At 49.7% G+C, this 16,567-nt stretch carries 20 protein-coding genes; 8 read left to right on the forward strand and 12 right to left on the reverse strand.

Annotation, left to right across the window (positions count from 1 at the left end):
• From EJL04_RS00005 to EJL04_RS00025, 5 genes are all read left to right on the forward strand, one after another.
• On the forward strand, positions 1–317 hold a 317-nt coding region (locus EJL04_RS00005), incomplete at its 5' end, for a DUF4138 domain-containing protein (protein ID WP_125103780.1).
• 2 nt (positions 318–319) lie between these two features.
• A complete protein-coding gene (locus EJL04_RS00010) occupies positions 320–895 on the forward strand; it encodes a conjugal transfer protein TraO (RefSeq protein ID WP_005643932.1) in 576 nt (191 codons plus the stop codon).
• A gap of 8 nt (positions 896–903) precedes the next feature.
• Entirely contained in the window at positions 904–1,782 is an 879-nt protein-coding gene (locus tag EJL04_RS00015) for a toprim domain-containing protein (RefSeq protein ID WP_125103781.1), read from the forward strand.
• An 18-nt stretch (positions 1,783–1,800) separates the two neighbouring features.
• The gene (locus tag EJL04_RS00020; RefSeq protein WP_005643936.1) at positions 1,801–2,307 is read left to right on the forward strand and encodes a DUF3872 domain-containing protein; all 507 of its coding nucleotides are present in this window, start codon (positions 1,801–1,803) and stop codon (positions 2,305–2,307) included.
• Positions 2,304–2,831 carry a glycoside hydrolase family protein gene (locus EJL04_RS00025; RefSeq protein ID WP_005827312.1) on the forward strand — a complete coding sequence of 176 codons (528 nt, stop codon included), beginning with the start codon at positions 2,304–2,306 and terminating at the stop codon, positions 2,829–2,831. The genes EJL04_RS00020 and EJL04_RS00025 overlap by 4 nt, the downstream gene beginning before the upstream one ends.
• 62 nt (positions 2,832–2,893) lie before the next feature.
• On the opposite strand, the gene EJL04_RS00030 is transcribed toward EJL04_RS00025, so the two are convergent.
• From EJL04_RS00030 to EJL04_RS00090, 12 genes are all read right to left on the reverse strand, one after another.
• Positions 2,894–3,115 (reverse strand): DUF7688 family protein, encoded by a 222-nt coding sequence (locus tag EJL04_RS00030; RefSeq protein ID WP_004310300.1) that lies wholly within the window; start codon positions 3,113–3,115, stop codon positions 2,894–2,896.
• Positions 3,116–3,231: 116 nt separating this feature from the next.
• Positions 3,232–3,540: a hypothetical protein gene (locus tag EJL04_RS00035; RefSeq protein WP_004310301.1), complete on the reverse strand. Its 309-nt coding sequence runs from the start codon at positions 3,538–3,540 to the stop codon at positions 3,232–3,234.
• A gap of 53 nt (positions 3,541–3,593) precedes the next feature.
• Positions 3,594–3,899, reverse strand: a complete 306-nt coding sequence (locus EJL04_RS00040; RefSeq protein ID WP_005643944.1) for a DUF6956 domain-containing protein — start codon at positions 3,897–3,899, stop codon at positions 3,594–3,596.
• Positions 3,839–4,069 carry a DUF3873 domain-containing protein gene (locus tag EJL04_RS00045; protein ID WP_005643946.1) on the reverse strand — a complete coding sequence of 77 codons (231 nt, stop codon included), beginning with the start codon at positions 4,067–4,069 and terminating at the stop codon, positions 3,839–3,841. Before EJL04_RS00045 ends, EJL04_RS00040 begins: the two co-directional genes overlap by 61 nt.
• A gap of 20 nt (positions 4,070–4,089) precedes the next feature.
• Positions 4,090–4,347: a hypothetical protein gene (locus EJL04_RS00050; RefSeq protein WP_005827305.1), complete on the reverse strand. Its 258-nt coding sequence runs from the start codon at positions 4,345–4,347 to the stop codon at positions 4,090–4,092.
• Positions 4,348–4,371: 24 nt separating this feature from the next.
• On the reverse strand, positions 4,372–5,637 hold the full coding sequence (locus EJL04_RS00055; protein ID WP_004310303.1) for a PcfJ domain-containing protein: 1,266 nt from the start codon (positions 5,635–5,637) through the stop codon (positions 4,372–4,374).
• On the reverse strand, positions 5,634–6,053 hold the full coding sequence (locus EJL04_RS00060; RefSeq protein WP_125103782.1) for a PcfK-like family protein: 420 nt from the start codon (positions 6,051–6,053) through the stop codon (positions 5,634–5,636). Before EJL04_RS00060 ends, EJL04_RS00055 begins: the two co-directional genes overlap by 4 nt.
• A gap of 23 nt (positions 6,054–6,076) precedes the next feature.
• A complete protein-coding gene (locus tag EJL04_RS00065) occupies positions 6,077–6,298 on the reverse strand; it encodes a hypothetical protein (RefSeq protein WP_005643956.1) in 222 nt (73 codons plus the stop codon).
• A gap of 11 nt (positions 6,299–6,309) precedes the next feature.
• The gene (locus EJL04_RS00070; protein ID WP_005643957.1) at positions 6,310–6,525 is read right to left on the reverse strand and encodes a hypothetical protein; all 216 of its coding nucleotides are present in this window, start codon (positions 6,523–6,525) and stop codon (positions 6,310–6,312) included.
• 7 nt (positions 6,526–6,532) lie between these two features.
• Complete coding sequence (locus EJL04_RS00075; RefSeq protein ID WP_004310306.1) at positions 6,533–6,868, reverse strand: hypothetical protein; 336 nt, start codon at positions 6,866–6,868, stop codon at positions 6,533–6,535.
• A gap of 62 nt (positions 6,869–6,930) precedes the next feature.
• Positions 6,931–7,341: a hypothetical protein gene (locus EJL04_RS16465; protein ID WP_181991826.1), complete on the reverse strand. Its 411-nt coding sequence runs from the start codon at positions 7,339–7,341 to the stop codon at positions 6,931–6,933.
• A 620-nt stretch (positions 7,342–7,961) separates the two neighbouring features.
• Positions 7,962–8,999, reverse strand: coding sequence for a hypothetical protein (locus EJL04_RS00090; protein ID WP_125103783.1), 1,038 nt, complete (start codon positions 8,997–8,999; stop codon positions 7,962–7,964).
• 286 nt (positions 9,000–9,285) lie between these two features.
• Between EJL04_RS00090 and EJL04_RS00095 the strand changes: the two genes are divergently transcribed.
• The 3 genes from EJL04_RS00095 to EJL04_RS00105 all read left to right on the forward strand — a co-directional run bounded on the left by EJL04_RS00095 (position 9,286) and on the right by EJL04_RS00105 (position 16,197).
• Entirely contained in the window at positions 9,286–10,731 is a 1,446-nt protein-coding gene (locus tag EJL04_RS00095; RefSeq protein ID WP_125103784.1) for a sialate O-acetylesterase, read from the forward strand.
• A gap of 130 nt (positions 10,732–10,861) precedes the next feature.
• A complete protein-coding gene (locus EJL04_RS00100; protein WP_125103785.1) occupies positions 10,862–13,360 on the forward strand; it encodes a YfhO family protein in 2,499 nt (832 codons plus the stop codon).
• On the forward strand, positions 13,357–16,197 hold the full coding sequence (locus EJL04_RS00105) for a bifunctional fucokinase/fucose-1-phosphate guanylyltransferase (protein WP_125103786.1): 2,841 nt from the start codon (positions 13,357–13,359) through the stop codon (positions 16,195–16,197). Before EJL04_RS00100 ends, EJL04_RS00105 begins: the two co-directional genes overlap by 4 nt.
• Positions 16,198–16,567: the final 370 nt, after the last annotated feature.

Genomic DNA, 16,567 nt, shown 5'->3' on the forward strand with positions numbered 1-16,567 from the left:
CGGAGATAAAGAACCAGAGCAACGTGCCTTTCGATGTGGACTACATCACATGGAAAATCGTTGACAAGAAGGTGGCGAAGCGTACCGCCGTGCAGGAGCAGATCATCCTGCCGCTCCGTGCGCAGAATTACGCCACACTCGTGCCGGGAAAGAAGAGCGAGCGCACGGTATTCACGATGGCGAAGTTCACCATTCCCGACGACAAATGCCTCGTGGTGGGACTCAACGAGAAGAACGGAGGTCGCCACCAGTCTTTCGTGATTGAGAACGAGGATTTGGTACGTGCCAATACCATCAACGAACTTCAAGTGCGCTGACCATGAGAAAGTACATCGCAATAGTCATCGCGTCGCTTGCCCTGTTCACGGGGCAGGCGCACGCCCAGCGATGCCTGCCGAAGATGCAGGGCATCGAGGTCAGGGCGAACATGGCGGACGGTTTCAATCCCGGCGGCAACGACGGCGGGCACAGCTTCGGGGCGGCTCTTTCCACCTACACGAAAAAGGGGAATAAATGGGTGTTCGGCGGCGAGTACCTGTTGAAGAACAACCCTTACAAGGACGGGAAGATACCCGTGGCGCAGTTCACGGCGGAGGGGGGATACTACTTCAAGATACTCTCCGATGCCCGTAAAATCGTGTTCGTCTATGCAGGGGCTTCGGCTCTTGCCGGATATGAATCGGTGAACTGGGGCGAAAAGGTGTTGCATGACGGCTCCACGCTCCATGACCGGGACTCCTTTATCTACGGCGGTGCATTGACGCTCGATGTGGAGTTTTACGTGGCAGACCGTATCGCTCTGCTCGCCAACCTCCGGGAGTGTTGCCTGTGGGGTGGCGACACGAGGAAGTTTCATACGCAGTGGGGCGTGGGCGTGAAGTTCATCATAAACTGACGCACCGCATGGAACGGACGGAAATCGATGCCATGAGGCATATACCCCTTGCGGACTTCCTCGCACGGCTGGGACATGAGCCTGTACGAAGAAGCGGCAACGAATTGTGGTATCGTGCGCCATACCGCAATGAGCGCACGCCCTCTTTCCGTGTGAACGTGGCGAAACAGCTCTGGTACGACTTCGGTACGGGCAAGGGCGGCGACATCTTCACGCTTGCCGGGGAGTTTATCGGAAACAACGACTTCATGGAACAAGTGAAGTTCATAGCGGAAACCGCCAATATGCCTATGCCTGTTTCCGAAATGAGTAAACCGACTTTCCTGCCTAAACCGTCAGAACCTGCCTTTGAAGGAGTGGAAGCCACCCCGCTGTTTCGTTCTCCACTGACGGACTATCTGGCGGAACGGGGTATTCCTTACGGCATTGCATCCCGGTATTGCTGCCGACTGAATTACGGTGCGCGTGGCAAGCGGTATTTCGCCGTCGGTTTTCCGAATGTGGCGGGTGGCTATGAAATCCGCAGCCGCTTCTTCAAAGGATGTGTGCCTCCGAAGGATGTGTCGCTGGTCAAGGCGGAAGGCTCTCCGGCTGACGTATGTAGCGTATTTGAAGGATTCATGGACTTTCTTTCCGCTGCCACGCTCGGATTGGAAACGGGTGATTGCCTTGTGCTGAACTCCATTTCCAACGTGGAAAAGGCTATGAGGTATCTGGACGGTTACGGGCGCATAGACTGTTACCTCGACCGTGACGAAGCCGGACGGCGCACGTTGGAAATGCTGAAAGGACACTACGAGGAACGTGTCTGCGACCGTTCCGCCCTCTATGATGGTTGCAAGGACTTGAACGAGTATCTGCAACTGACAACGAAAAAAGAACAATAACTTAAAAATCAAAAGACAATGAACATACTGAACAACAAGAACAAGAGAACATCAATCTTCAAGGCGTTGGCACTCTGCCTTTTCGCCGCCGTGTCGCTCACCGCCGTATCGTGTGACGACGATATGGACATCCAGCAATCCTATCCCTTCACGGTGGAAACCATGCCCGTGCCGAACAAGGTAAGCAAGGGGCAGACAGTGGAAATCCGCTGTGAACTGAAAAAGACGGGCGACTTCGCCAACACCCTCTATACCATCCGGTATTTCCAGTTTGAGGGGGATGGTACGCTGAAAATGGACAACGGCATCACGTTCCTGCCCAATGACCGCTACCTGCTCGAAAACGAGAAGTTTCGGCTGTACTACACGGCGCAAGGTGACGAGGCGCACAACTTCATCGTGGTAGTGGAGGACAATTTCGGCAACTCCTATGAGTTGGAATTTGACTTCAACAACCGAAACGTGAAGGATGACGGGGTTATCACTGTTGTCCCCATCGGGAACTTCAAGCCCCTTACACGATGATGCGTGTATTCATGGCTATCCTCTGTTCGCTTCTGGCGGTCTGTTCCGTGTCCGCACGGAACAGACGCCATGAGGGAACGGACGGGCAGGCGGCTATCTACCGGCTGCCACCATTTGAGAGGGCGGTGCGATGCACGAAGTATTTTGAGGGCTGGCATTCGGAAAAACATCACCCGTATGTAGGATATGGACATCGGTTGCAGCCGGGGGAAAGGTATTCGGCACGCACCATGACGAAGCGGCAGGCGGACGCGCTTCTGCGAAAAGACCTGCGGAAGTTCTGCGCGATGTTCCAGCAGTTCGGGAAGGATTCGCTTCTGCTTGCCACGCTCGCCTACAATGTCGGTCCGTACCGTCTTTTGGGGAGTGGGAAGATACCCAAAAGCACGCTAATCCGAAAGCTGGAGGCGGGTGACAGGAACATCTACCGGGAGTATATCGCTTTCTGTAACTATAAGGGGAAACGCCACGCCATGCTGCTCAAACGAAGGAAGGCTGAGTTTGCGCTGCTGTATGTACCATAAAGAATAAGTGTCTGACGAAAGAAACTCCGATGAAGCCGCCAACTTCATCGGAGTTTCAGTTTTCATACATTCGGGATTGTCCCTTTGCCTGCAACCTCACCGTCCCTGCAATGCTCTATGATACCGGGTGAAAATCCCATGCTGCCGATTGCGATATGCCGGATATAGTCTGTATATTCCTGACCTTGAAAATTCCTGCCCGTAAGGTTCTTGAAAACCATCTTTATGCTTATGCCGTCGTTGCTGTACAAGATGGTTTTTCCGTTCTGTCTGATTGTTTCCATGATTAAAACTTGTTTTTGTGAATACTATCGTAGATTGGTACAAAGGTTTCTTTGCCTACTTTCTTATCCGCCATCATGCTCATGAAAGAAAGTAGGCGGCTTTTGCCGCCCACCCCTCAAAAGCGGGTGTAAAGTCCCGTTACCATCGTGAACATTTCCTCCAGCATATCGCAATATATCCCCTCGTGCGTTTCAATGTCCTTCGTCCTGCTCTCGAATGTCTTTTTGCTGAACGTCTTGCGGTAGAAACGCATATTGTATAGGTCTGCCCCTCCGTCATAGATGATGTCAAGGCGGTTGGCACTGGTCTTGTTCCTCGCAAGGCTCATGCGCAAGCCGTTGCCCATGTCTGTGAAGTCTTTGCTTCCCGTCATGGCGGCAAAGCGTCTGCCGCCAATCTGCTCTAAAATTGTCTTTGCTATCATATCCGTTGTCTTTTAGGTTTATGGTTCGGGCGGTGCGGACACCGCCCCAATGTTCAAAATTCTGTTTTCTCGGTTATGGGTGTGCATTTTTCCAGCCACTCTTTCAGACATTCCATGTTATACTCGCTCGTGATGACTGCCGTATGGCTGTCAATGGCAGTGAAACGGCTGCTTTCATAGCTGTCTATCCACCCCTTTAGGGTATCAACTCCCCACGCTTCGGCATCGTCAAAGATGCCGTCCAATGCCGTAATGGGTTCGCTGAATTTGACTATCAGCGTTTGGTAGCCTGCTTCGTTCATCGCTTCTCCTCCTTCCTTTCCTTTGCCGTTAGCCACTTGTCCCGTGCGGCTCGACATTCGTCTAATGTGGGTTTGACACAAGAGAAAAGTTCCCCGTCCGTGTGGCGGTAGTCGTATTGCACAAGGGTGCGTTTGCGTCTGCCGATACCCGTTTGGAATTTCTCGTAGTTCTCCGTTCCTGCCGATTGGCAGGTGCTTACTCCGTTAATTGTCATTTTTGTTGCCATAGTCGTTGTTATTTAGATGATTAGAAATGTACAGACAGCACTCTGTGTTGCATCACCATTTCGGGGTCGCTCGTGTAGCGTTGGTGCAGGTAGAAATGATGAGAGCCGAAGCCGTAAAGGAAGAACTTGTCAAGTTCGTGTTTCTCGGCAAAGTCCTTGACGCTCGCCCTTAATTGCTCCTCACTCTGACAAAGAGTGAGGAGGTTCATAAATTCAAGGAACATCGTGGGGATTTTATCATCCCATAGGAAAACCATGCTTTCAAATCTTACTTCCATAATGTTAGTTGTTAGATGTCGATATTATGCCGCTTTCATCCGCTGGCGGATAAGGTTGGCGTTCTTGTTCACAAGGGCGATGATGCGGTCGTGGTATTCGGAGTTCTCGTTGCATACGCCACGACACTGCACCACCTCAAAAGTTTTTAGTGACACCTCTATCGTTTCAATTCGTTTTCCGTCAATGGTGGCGGATAGGATAAGGGAGTCTTTTCGTTTGTGGTAACCGCCCACACAATGATGCATCGTCCTTCCTTCCTCTGCCATTTCTTCCACGCTCTCTATGACTTTGACGCAAATAAGGCTGTCGGTAAAGGCAAGTCCGAAGAATATGCCCTTAGCTTTCAGATATTGTTTCTCGTCCTCAATCGCTTTCCTGCGTTGCTGTTCAGTCCGCTCATGTTTCCTTTGCAGGTTGCGCTTTGCCACCAACTTGTCGTGTTCAACTTTGAGGTCGGCAGGGCAAACGTATTTCGGGCTGTTTGTGTCCTTGCCGAAATGACGCAGGAGGTCTATGGTGTCACGCCACATTGAGCCGTCCTCAATAGTATAGCCGTTGCGGATACATATCTTGATTGAAGCCCAATACTCTCCAATATTGAAAGAGTGGTACAGATAGTAGCGCAACATGGGATATTGCCCTGCCTTCAACAGCGTTTCCGCACGGCTGTCCGACAATAATGCCGGTATTAGTTTGGTGGGTACAATGTCGTGGAAATTGCCGTTAAAGCCGTTTCTGCGGAGCGTCGGCAACACCTTATATCTTGGATATATCGGGGAATATGAGATATGGCGGTACGCTTCATTGTCATTGCGGATAGCAAAAGGAGAAGCGAATGAGAACGTGTCGATGTAGCATCCCAATGTGCGTGGAATGGCAACAACAGCCTTACGCCCTTGTTCATTCCACCAATACTGCCCGATTTCAAGGGCATAGGACTTGGCATTAACCCCTTTCTCCATACCCACGACAAGCAAGAACATTCGTAGCACTTGGTATTCTCCGCTTGTGGTAAGGGTTGTGAAATACTGCTTTTGTCTTACCTTGCGCTGATAGGTGAGGCAGACTTTCAAACTTGCTCCACATTCGGGACACGTACAATGCTCGGTCTGCTCCGTCATTACCCAACTATGACCGCAATCCATACAAGTGGTACGACCTTTCGGCAAGCGGTGTGCATAATGCTCCACGCAATTACGGAATGCCCAATTTATCTGTATCGGGGTTATCGGGCGTAGTTTCTTGCTTTGGGCAAGAACTGCTTTTTCAAATTTGTTTCTCGGTTTCATAAGCCAAAATCAAATAATGAGGGTTGAACTTGGGTTTCTGTTTTCGCCTTTGTCGGCTTGGTGCGGTTCTGCAACTTGCGGAGTTCCTCGTCTTGGTATCTGCGGACTGCCTGCTGACGTGCTTCTGCTTTTTCCTCTGCCGTGAGTTCCACAATGTGGTTCACCGCCACTTGGCATTGGATAGGCTTGCCCACCTCAATCTCGTTCTCGTCATAGTAGTGTACTGCTTGTCCGTATATCTCTCCGTCCGTGAAGCCGTTACAACCGCTTTTCTGCACATAGTTCAGAATGTAGGTTACGCAATCGTCAATGTTCTTGGCTGGATTGCGGTAGCTCTTCGCAAAGAGCGTGTCTTCCTCCGCACGTTGTTCCAAATACATCTGTATCGTTCTCTTGAAATGGTCTGTTCCTTTCATATCGCTGTCGTTTTTATGAGTTGTCAAATAGTATGTTTCAAAATCTCCCTCCAATAAATCGGCTCAACCTCGCTCAATAGGAAGTCTATAAAGTCCTTCCGTGCGTTCTTGTTCAGTTCGTGGTAGAGTCCACGGAACACGGACATATTGCCGTTGAGGTATGTTTCCACCATGTACTCGAAGATGTTGCCCACCTCGTAGTATCTGCATTGTTGCTCCACTGTCTTGCTTCTTCTCTTTGCCATGTCGGTAGGGATTAAAGGGTGAATAACCAAAGAATGAAGCCGAAGAACAGGATAACGGAAAGAATAGCCACGATTACCCCTATTGCCACTCGGAACACTCCGTTTATTATCTCTCTGACGATGTACCAAAGGATGCCGGACACCCAAAAGGCGGTGCGCATGATTAGGGTGCATATCGCAAGCCCTATGTATTGCGCCATTTGTCTGAAATTTACCGTTGCTGTCATAGCCGTATCATTTGTTAAGTTCCACGATGCTGTCTATCCTGCCGTATAGGAAACTGCGGAGTGCCGTCTTGTCGGTAGCCTTGTATTCCGCCCAATGCCCATACTGCTTTACAATGTAGGTTCGGAGAATGTCGGAAAAGTCAAACATCCAACCTTGCAAGGGTACTGCGCTCTTGAAATAGGTGTTGCTGTTCACGTTGCGTGTAAGCCAATCCTTTTCCTCTCGGCTCAATTTCTCACCATTGTTCAGTTTGGTGCGAAGTCCGTACACCTTGCTGCCTTGCAGGTTCTCCAAACTTGGTACTTCCCATGCCACGAATTTTGTTGCTATTGCCGTTCTCATATCCGTTTTGTTTTTGATTTTTTGTTTTTTAATGCGGATTCAAGAGCTGAGGGAGTTGAGTTTCAAACTATCTTATCTGCCTCTCGTTTATCCGACATTTTTTTTAATGCGTCTTTCTGTCGCATCGGTCGTTTTCGTTTCGGGTGCTTAAAAAGGTAGGGATTAGGGAATGCAAGGTTTTTCGGGAAAATACTACCCGAAGGGCTGGAGATTTTTCCAGAAAACAGGAGGCTTGACCTTGCTTTCCCGTACAATCCCGGAGTTACCTTTGCACCCAGCACGAAAATGACTGCCTGATGCGGCTCACTGAAAGGCGCGAAAATGGAGGTAAACGGAAGTGGAGGCAGATTAGACAGGAAAACTTCAAAAGAGAAATCCGTGAAAAAGACATCCCCAACAGAAAAGAACATAGCCGGTAGCGTGAAACCGGGCAAACCATCGGCAAGGAAGTATGTTTTTATCTGTTTGGCCAAACGTGTTTGGTCGGATGGATAAAATCATTCTTCCCGGTTTGTCTGCCGTGAGTGACGGCTTGTTCCATTTATGGAATGTGCGGTCATACACGGCTTTCCGCTTCCGGCGCAAAAGGACAACGAAAAAAGAAAAATCGTCAAAACCCCGTAAAAGCACCTCTTTGGCATAAGCACAAAAGAAAGGGGCCTTGTCTCATCAGTCTAAACTATTGTTTAGGCGTGAGGCAAAGCCCTTTTCTCCGCTTATGCGGCAGTCGGCACACGTTCGTTCAAAATCTTTTTGGGCGATGGTGTGCTGACGGATAAAATCGCTTTTACGGAAAAACTTGTGTGAGAAGAAAAAAACGGGAGATTCATTTCTAAATCTCCCGTTTTATTGTTACTTTTGCATACGAAGAGTTCTTTGAAGGTTACGCAACGCACAGAAGAATAATGCAGTAGATAACTAACTAATTCGTAACCTATTACTATTATGAGCGATTACCCAATGCTCATTTCCAATAAATTACACTCTTTTCGTAACTTCATGTGGCAAAGATATAAAGAATTTGCGACATATCAGCGTGCCGCCGGCTTATAGGAGGCAAAAAATCTCTTAGAATGTGTGGCGGGCAGGCGCATCATGGATAGGTGTAGTTGAAGTAGGTCCATTGGCTACTGCCTATGCTGCGGTTGTTGTTGTCGAATATTTCAACCTTAGCCTTCAGGTGCGACTTGCCGCTTCCGAGATGAAGTTCGCTGTAGGGTATGAAGACCTTTAGGTCGGTGTATGTCGTGTTGTCCCACCCCGGCGTATATTTTGTTGAAGACGACACCTTGCCGTCGGTAGTGTAATAATGTTTGTTGTAGTCGTTCAGAGCCGTTCCGTTTTCGAAGTAGAAGTAGGCTACGCAGATGCCCGTCTTGCCCTTCATGCCGCTTACGTCGAAGCTCACTTTGACATTCATTCCTTTCTGCCCGTTCTGGTAGAGGTTATGCTCTGTGGTGATAGACTTCACCGTTGCGCTCAAATTGGTGTAGGTGTTGTACGACGGTGCTTTAAGGTAGTTGAGGCCGAATCTTTTGTCGAGTGCCTTGAACATTGCCAGATATGTAGGGGCTGATTTTGTCGACACGTAGAGTGTTATGCCGGATATTACGATTTTTTTTATGTTGAAGGTCGTAAGCTGCTGTATCACGTGGCTTATACGGTTGCTTGATGACATGGAGGAAAAGTCGCTGCGGCTGCTCGAAAGGTCAGATACCGACGCTTGTATTCCTAGATTAGCCATCTCTGCGTCTTCAAATTCTTTTTTCAGGACATCAGACACTCCTGCCTCGTATGTACTTATCACTTCGCCGTTTGTAAGCGTCAGCGTCAGTGTTTGGTTAAATATAGCCTTGTCTTCGTATCTGCGCGTTTTTTTCCCAAGGTCTATCAGACTCTGTTCAAAGCCTGCAATCCTTATTGAGATTACCGGATATATTCCTTTCTTATACAGAAGCTGAAGACCTCCAAGTACAATTTCTTCAGTGTTGGATGCCTTAAATTCAAGATCTTTTGTCCTGTAATAATAAGTACCTCCATCACTAAGGCCCTCTTCAAACTCATACGGCTCGTCTCCTGAATTAATTCCGGCATAAACATTTAATGCGGCAAATGCGAATATCAATGCCATTGATATCCTGTTTAATAATGACGTTCTCATAAATATTAGTTTTAAAATAATGTAACCTATAATAACGCGTTACTGTATGCCAGGACAACGCTCTTGGCAAAGATAATACTTATATAGGAAAAAACAGCCTGACGGGGTCCGAATATGTGCAAAATATATGAATTTTGTTTCTTTCAGAGTGCCGTTAAGGCCGGACAGCGCTAAAAAGTTATTCAGAATGATGCGGAGTAGTTGAAAAAATATTACTTTTGCGTACTTGAAAACAAATCATATTTTACATCCTCTTATGGTTAAAGTCTATAAATTATTGATAATAGCGCTGTCGCTATTGCCGTTGTATGTTTTTGCCGATATTACCGTGGCACCGGTATTTACTGATAACATGGTGATACAGCAGGAAAAGCCAGTATATGTATGGGGAAAGGCTCCTGCCGGCGAGAAGATAAAAATAAGTTTTATGTCTCAGAGATCCTGTACGGTAGCCGATGCCAACGGTGAATGGATTGCCGTGCTTAAAGCCGTGAGCGCTACTAAGAAACCGCAAAGACTTGTGGTAAGTTCAAGGTCAGGAAAAATTGTGCTAAGCAATATTCTTGTTGGCGAAGTGTGGCTCGCCTCAGGACAGTCAAACATGGAATATTCCATGAATAACCACCCGCACCATGCCCGTCCAAAGAAAGGCGACCCGGAGGTGCTGTATAAGGAATTTAAGGCGGCAGACAGTCAGATAATACGCACAATGTATGTAGAGTGTTCAAATAATGGCGAGATACTGCCTACTGCCGGATGGAAGATGCTGTCAGAAGAAAGTCTTGCCCCTGTTTCTGCCGCAGGATATTTCTTTGCAAAGAATCTGTCTGACAGTCTTGACGTACCAGTCGGACTGATATCCTCGTCGTGGGGAGGATCTATGATTGAGTCGTGGATGCCCGAAGAGGTGTTCAAGGGCTCGCCGCAGTTGAATGATGGATACGCCAACGGCAGCTATTATGGTCTGCCTGTTGCCGATCATTACCGCACGATGATAGCTCCGCTGGCTCCATTCTCTATGCGCGGATTTCTGTGGTATCAGGGCGAGGCAAATGTCCTGGACCAAAGAGGGGTAGGGTATGATGTCAAGCAGCGTGCGCTGATTGACGGCTGGCGAAAGGCTTGGCATGATGACGCCATGCCGTTTTATTTCGTCCAGTTGGCACCTTATCTCTATTCAGACCGCAAGGGCGATGAGAACGGATTGCCGTGGGATGCCCTTCCTAAATTTTGGGAGGAACAGGCGTCTTGTCTTGATGTTCCTCATACGGGTATGATTGTTATTAATGACCTGGTGGATAATCTTAAAGATATACATCCGCCATATAAATGGATTGTCGGAAAGCGCCTGGCCCTGCTTGCCTTAAATAAGACCTATGGGCGAGATGTCGTAAGTTCGGGACCTATATTTAAAAGCATGGAAGTTGAAGGCGATAAGGTCATATTGACATTTGAAAACGCTGACGGCCTGAAGACACGTGACGGAAAGATGCCCGACAACTTTAAACTGAAAAACACAAAGAACCGCTACAACACGGCCAAAGCCCAGATTGTAGACAACAAGGTTGTGCTAAGTTCAAAAACGGATATGGCAAGACCCGTGACGGTGCGTTATTGTTGGAGCGACAGCTCTCAGCCCAATCTGTGCAATGGTGCAGGTTTGCCTGCCGCGCCGTTTAGGGCGACGGAAAAAATAAAGTGACATTAATGCTGATACGGCGCCATGCCGGCAGCAAGCAACGAATACATCTTAATTTTACGCAAAGAGTTGACTGATGTCATGAATTTTGTGTATTTTTGCACTCAGATTTAATTTAAAAACGTAAGTATCAATGAAAACATGGAAACAATACCTGCCCGACGTGCTGGTCATATTGCTGTTCGCGGCTATTTCTTTCGCATACTTCTTTCCTGCCGATATTGAAGGAAAGATTCTTTTCCGCCACGACTCGGCTGCAAGCAAGGGCCTCGGGCGAGAACTGTCAGAACACAGGGAGAAAACCGGAGAGCAGACTCGCTGGATGAACTCCGTGTTCAGCGGCATGCCGACATATCAGACGGCGCCCTCATACAGCAGCACCGACGGACTGGGCCAGGTCGTAAAGGCTTATCATCTTTTCCTTCCTGAGAACGTGTGGTATGTCTTTGCTTATCTGCTGGGATTCTATATCCTTCTTCGTGCGTTCGATTTCCGCCAGTCGCTGGCGGCTTTGGGCTCCATAATATGGGCCTTCTCGAGCTATTTCTTCATAATCATAGCCGCAGGACATATCTGGAAGGTTATGGCTCTGGCATATCTTCCGCCTATGATAGCCGGCGTGGTGCTTGCCTACAGGGGCAAATACCTGTGGGGACTCATTGTCACGGCGCTGTTTACGGCCTTTGAGGTCAACGCCAACCACGTGCAGATGACGTATTACTTCCTGTTTGTCATCCTGTTTATGGTCATTGCCTATCTCGTTGATGCCATCCGTAACCACAAACTTGCTCATTTCGGCAAGGCCACGGCTGTGTGTGCTGCCGGTGCCATAATAGGTATATGCATCAACCTGAGCAACCTTTATCACACATGGGAGTACAGCCAGGAATCGATGCGCGGCAAGAGCGAACTGGTCAAAAAGAACACGGCAAACCAGACAAGCAGCGGACTCGACCGCGACTATATAACGCAGTGGAGCTACGGCATAGGCGAGACATGGACTCTGCTCGTGCCCAACACCAAGGGCGGCGCATCAATGCCTTTGGCACAGAACAAGACTGCCATGGAACATGCCGACAACAACTTTATAGATATATATCAGCAGCTCGGACAGTACTGGGGTGAACAGCCCGGAACTAGCGGCCCCGTTTACGTCGGGGCATTCGTGCTCATGCTGTTCGTCTTAGGCCTGTTTATCGTCAAGGGACCTATTAAGTGGGCCCTGCTTGCCGCAACGGTGCTTTCTATACTGCTGTCATGGGGTAAGAACTTCATGCCGTTCACCGACTTCTTTATCGACTATATCCCGATGTACTCAAAGTTCCGCACGGTGGCGTCGATACTTGTCATTGCCGAGTTTACTATACCTCTGTTGGCAATGCTTGCATTGAAGAAGATTGTCGACGAACCTGAAATCCTCACTCAAAAGATAAAATACGTTTATGCAAGCTTTGCCCTCACCGGCGGCATCGCCCTGTTGTTTGCCGTTATGCCTACAATGTTCTTCTCAGACTTCATTTCGTCTGAAGAGATGAGGGCATTGCAGCAGATACCGGCCGACTATCTTAACCCGCTGCTCGCCAATCTGCGCGAGATGCGTATAGCTATGTTCACTGCCGACTGCTGGCGCTCGTTCTTCATCATCGTCATCGGCACTCTCTGCCTGCTGCTCTATAAGGCAAAGAAACTGAAGACAGAATACATGGTGGGAGCGCTGATAGTTCTCTGTCTTGTTGACATGTGGCAGGTCAACAAGCGCTACCTCAACAACGACATGTTTGTCAACAAGAGTGAGCGCGAGGCACCGATAGAGATGACTGAGACCGACAAGATTATCCTTCAGGACAAGACCGACTTCGGCAGTTACCGTGTGCTCAACCTTGCCTCTAACACGTTCAACGAGAACGAAACTTCTTACTATCACAACAGCATAGGCGGATACCACGCCGCCAAGTTGCGCCGTTATCAGGACATGATAGACGCCTACATCGCTCCTGAGATGCAGAAGCTTGTGCCCGCAGTGGCTGAGGCCGGAGGCGACATGACCAAGATCAATGGCGACAGCATCTATCCGGTGCTCAACATGCTCAACGCAAGATATTTCATATTCCCGCTTCAGAGCGGACAGACCGTGCCTTTGAAGAATCCGTATGCTTACGGCAATGCATGGTTTGTAGACCGTATAACCTATGTAAACAGCGCCAACGACGAAATAGATAGAGTTGGAAAGATTGACCTGCGCCATGAGGCAGTGGCCGACGCCAAGTTTAAGAGTCAGCTGAAGGATGCCAAGAAGCAGGGTGGTGTGTCGGTTGTCAAGCTCACATCATATTCTTCTAACCACCTGAAGTATAGCGTAAGCTCTGATGCCGGCGGTGTGATAGTGTTCTCCGAGGTATATTATCCCGGCTGGACAGCCACAGTCGACGGCAACCCCGTTGAGCTCGGACGTGTCAACTATCTGTTGCGTGCCATCAATGTCGCACCGGGCAAGCACAACGTAGAACTGATGTTCTATCCTAAGTCTGTCAGCACAACCGAGACCATAGCATATATAGCTTATGCCGTACTTATCCTGGCGCTTCTGTTTGTTGTATATATTGAAATGAAAAAGAAAGGGAAGGTTAAATGAAAAAGCTTTTGTCATTACCGCCAAATCTGGTAAACTGTTTTCATGATGTTACCGGACACGACCACAGCGAATGGTTCTGCACCAACGACCCCATAGGGCATAAGCTCGGTTCGGGCGGCGGCTCAACATGGCTGCTGGAGGCCTGTTATGCAGAAAGTTCAGACGGCAAGAGCTTCGACGAGTGGCTTGCCTCAGACAGACGCCTGCTGCTGCATGCCGGCGGACAGAGCCGCCGGTTGCCGGCCTACGCCCCGTCGGGCAAGGTGCTGACGCCCGTGCCGGTGTTCCGCTGGGAGCGCGGACAGAGGCTCTCGCAGAATCTTCTGTCGCTGCAGATACCCCTTTACGACAAGATAATGAGCTGCGCGCCCGACAACATGCACACCATGATTGTCAGTGGCGATGTGTATATACGTGCCACTCAGCCGCTTCAGCCTATACCAGAGGCCGACGTGGTGTGCTACGGCCTGTGGCTCGGCCCTGAGATAGCCAAAGACCACGGCGTGTTTGTGTCAAGACGCGAAACTCCGTCGGTGCTTGAGTGCATGATGCAGAAGCCTTCGGTGAAGACTCTCGGCGAACTGCTCAAGGATCATTTCTATCTTACTGACATAGGCGTGTGGCTGTTGAGCGACCGCGCCGTCAAGCTGCTCATGCAGCGCTCAAAGCGCAACGGCGAGCGCATCAACTACGACCTCTATTCTGAGTTCGGCTGCTCGCTCGGCACAGATCCTTCGGTTAAGGACGACGAGCTCAACAGTCTGAGCGTGGCAGTGTTGCCTTTGCCAGGCGGCGAGTTTTATCATTTCGGCACAAGTCATGAGATTCTGTCGTCTACACTTGCTATACAGAATCTTGTCAACGACCAGCGCGAGATAATGCATCACTCGCTGAAGCCTCACCCAGCCATGTTTGTTCAGAATGCATGCGTGGGTACGGCCATCACTGAGCGCAACCAGAATCTTTGGATAGAAAACAGCTATGTGCCTTCGTCGTGGACGCTGGCGCATGAGAACATCATAACGGGTGTGCCCGAAAACAACTGGACAATAAGCCTTCAGCCGGGACAGTGTGTTGACATTGTGCCTGCCGGCGAAGACGAATATGTAGTAAGGCCTTACGGATACGACGATAAGTTCCGCGGCGACCTTCATGACCTCAGCGTTACGTTCCTCGGACGTCCGTTTGCCGAATGGGCTGCCGAGCGCAACATCGACATAGACACGATAGACGGAAATGCCGACCTGCAGTCGGCACGCATATTCCCGGCATGTGCCGACGTGAATGATGCCGGACTCGTATTGCGCTGGATGCTCTCTGAGCCGGAACTCAAAGAGGGTGCCGAAATATGGAGCGAAAGCCGCAGGCTCAGCGCCGACGACATATCGGCTGAGGCTGACCTGATGAGGCTTCAGCAGCAGCGCGACCTGCTGCGTGCTGCCAACTGGCAGGCTCTGGCACGCAACTATGAGCATAGCGTGTTCTATCAGGTCGACCTTGACGATGCCGCACGCGACTTTGCCAAGTTCAACATTCCCCAGCCGGATGCGATAAGCGACAATGCGCCGCTGCTGACACGCATACACGACTCAATGTTCCGCTCTGAGCTGGCACGCATCAAGGGCAACGAATATCAGAAGAATGAAGACAAGGCTTTTGCCCTATTGCGCGACGGACTGACACAGCAGGTGCTCACCGAGAAACAGAGCCCGCGCATGTCGGTATACGGCGACCAGATTGTTTGGGGACGCAGCCCCGTGCGCATAGACATAGCCGGAGGATGGACCGACACGCCGCCTTACTGCCTCATGGAGGGCGGCAGCGTTGTCAATCTTGCCATCGAGCTTAACGGTCAGCCACCGCTGCAGACGTATGTCCGTCCGTGTAAGGAGCCGCACATCGTGCTGCGCAGCATCGACCTCGGAGCCATTGAGGAGGTTACCACATACGAGCAGCTTGCCGACTATCATCATGTGGGCAGTCCGTTCTCTATACCCAAGGCTGCGCTGGCCCTTGCAGGCTTTGTGCCCGCCTACTGTGCAGAGAAGTTCGGCTCGCTCGAAAGTCAGCTGAAGGCTTTCGGCTGCGGCATAGAGCTGACGCTGCTCTCTGCCATTCCCGCAGGAAGCGGACTGGGCACGAGCAGCATGCTTGCGTCTACCGTTCTCGGTGCGCTCAACGACTTCTGCGGCCTTGCATGGGACAAGAACGAAATAGGCCACCGCACGCTTGTGCTTGAACAGCTGCTCACAACCGGAGGCGGATGGCAAGACCAGTTTGGCGGAATACTGCAGGGCGTAAAGCTGTTGCAGACAGGCCGCGGCTTCGACCAGTGTCCTACGGTGCGCTGGCTTCCGTCCGACTTGTTCACACAGCCTGAATACACGCCTTGTCACCTGCTCTATTATACGGGCATAACACGCACGGCAAAGAACATCCTGGCAGAGATAGTGCGCCGCATGTTCCTCAATCAGAGCGACGAGCTGACACGTCTGCGCGAGATGAAACAGCACTCGCTCGACATGTATGAGACCATACAGCGTGCCGACTTCAATAAGATGGGTATGCTTGTGCGCAAGACATGGCTTCAGAATCAGGCCATCGACAGCGGCACCAATCCCGAAAGCGTTCGCCGCATAACAGAACTTATAGACGACCTGTGTCTTGGCTATAAGCTTGCAGGTGCAGGCGGAGGCGGCTATCTGTATATGGTGGCCAAGGATCCTGACGCGGCAGCCCGTATCAAACAGATACTCAACAGCAACAGGCCAAATGCCAATGCCCGCTTTGTCGACATGTCGCTCAGCACCAAGGGCTTGCAGGTGAGCCGAAGCTAAGAATTGAGAATTGACAATTGAGAGTTGAAAATTATGATTTGCTTTGCCTGATTATGCGGTCATGGCATTTGTAGTTTTCGTTCTTGGTTTTCATTTATAATTATCCGTATTAACAAATTTGCGGATATAACCCGAAAAAGTTTTTTATAAAAACTCGTCACTCGTCACATTACAGCATAATATCCTGATTGTCAGGATGTTGTAGTGTGACGAGTTGCTTGTTCAACTCATCACACAAGGATATTTGGGGGCGTTTGTCCTTTCCTAAAATTGGTTGACTTCTAACAAGCCATTCCCTGATTAAAGTTGACTCTGGTTAAACTTATAACTGTTATTGGTTGACTCTACTTTTAATTACTGATTAAAGTTG

The organism is Prevotella marseillensis (genome assembly GCF_900625065.1).
GTDB lineage: Bacteria > Bacteroidota > Bacteroidia > Bacteroidales > Bacteroidaceae > Prevotella > Prevotella rara.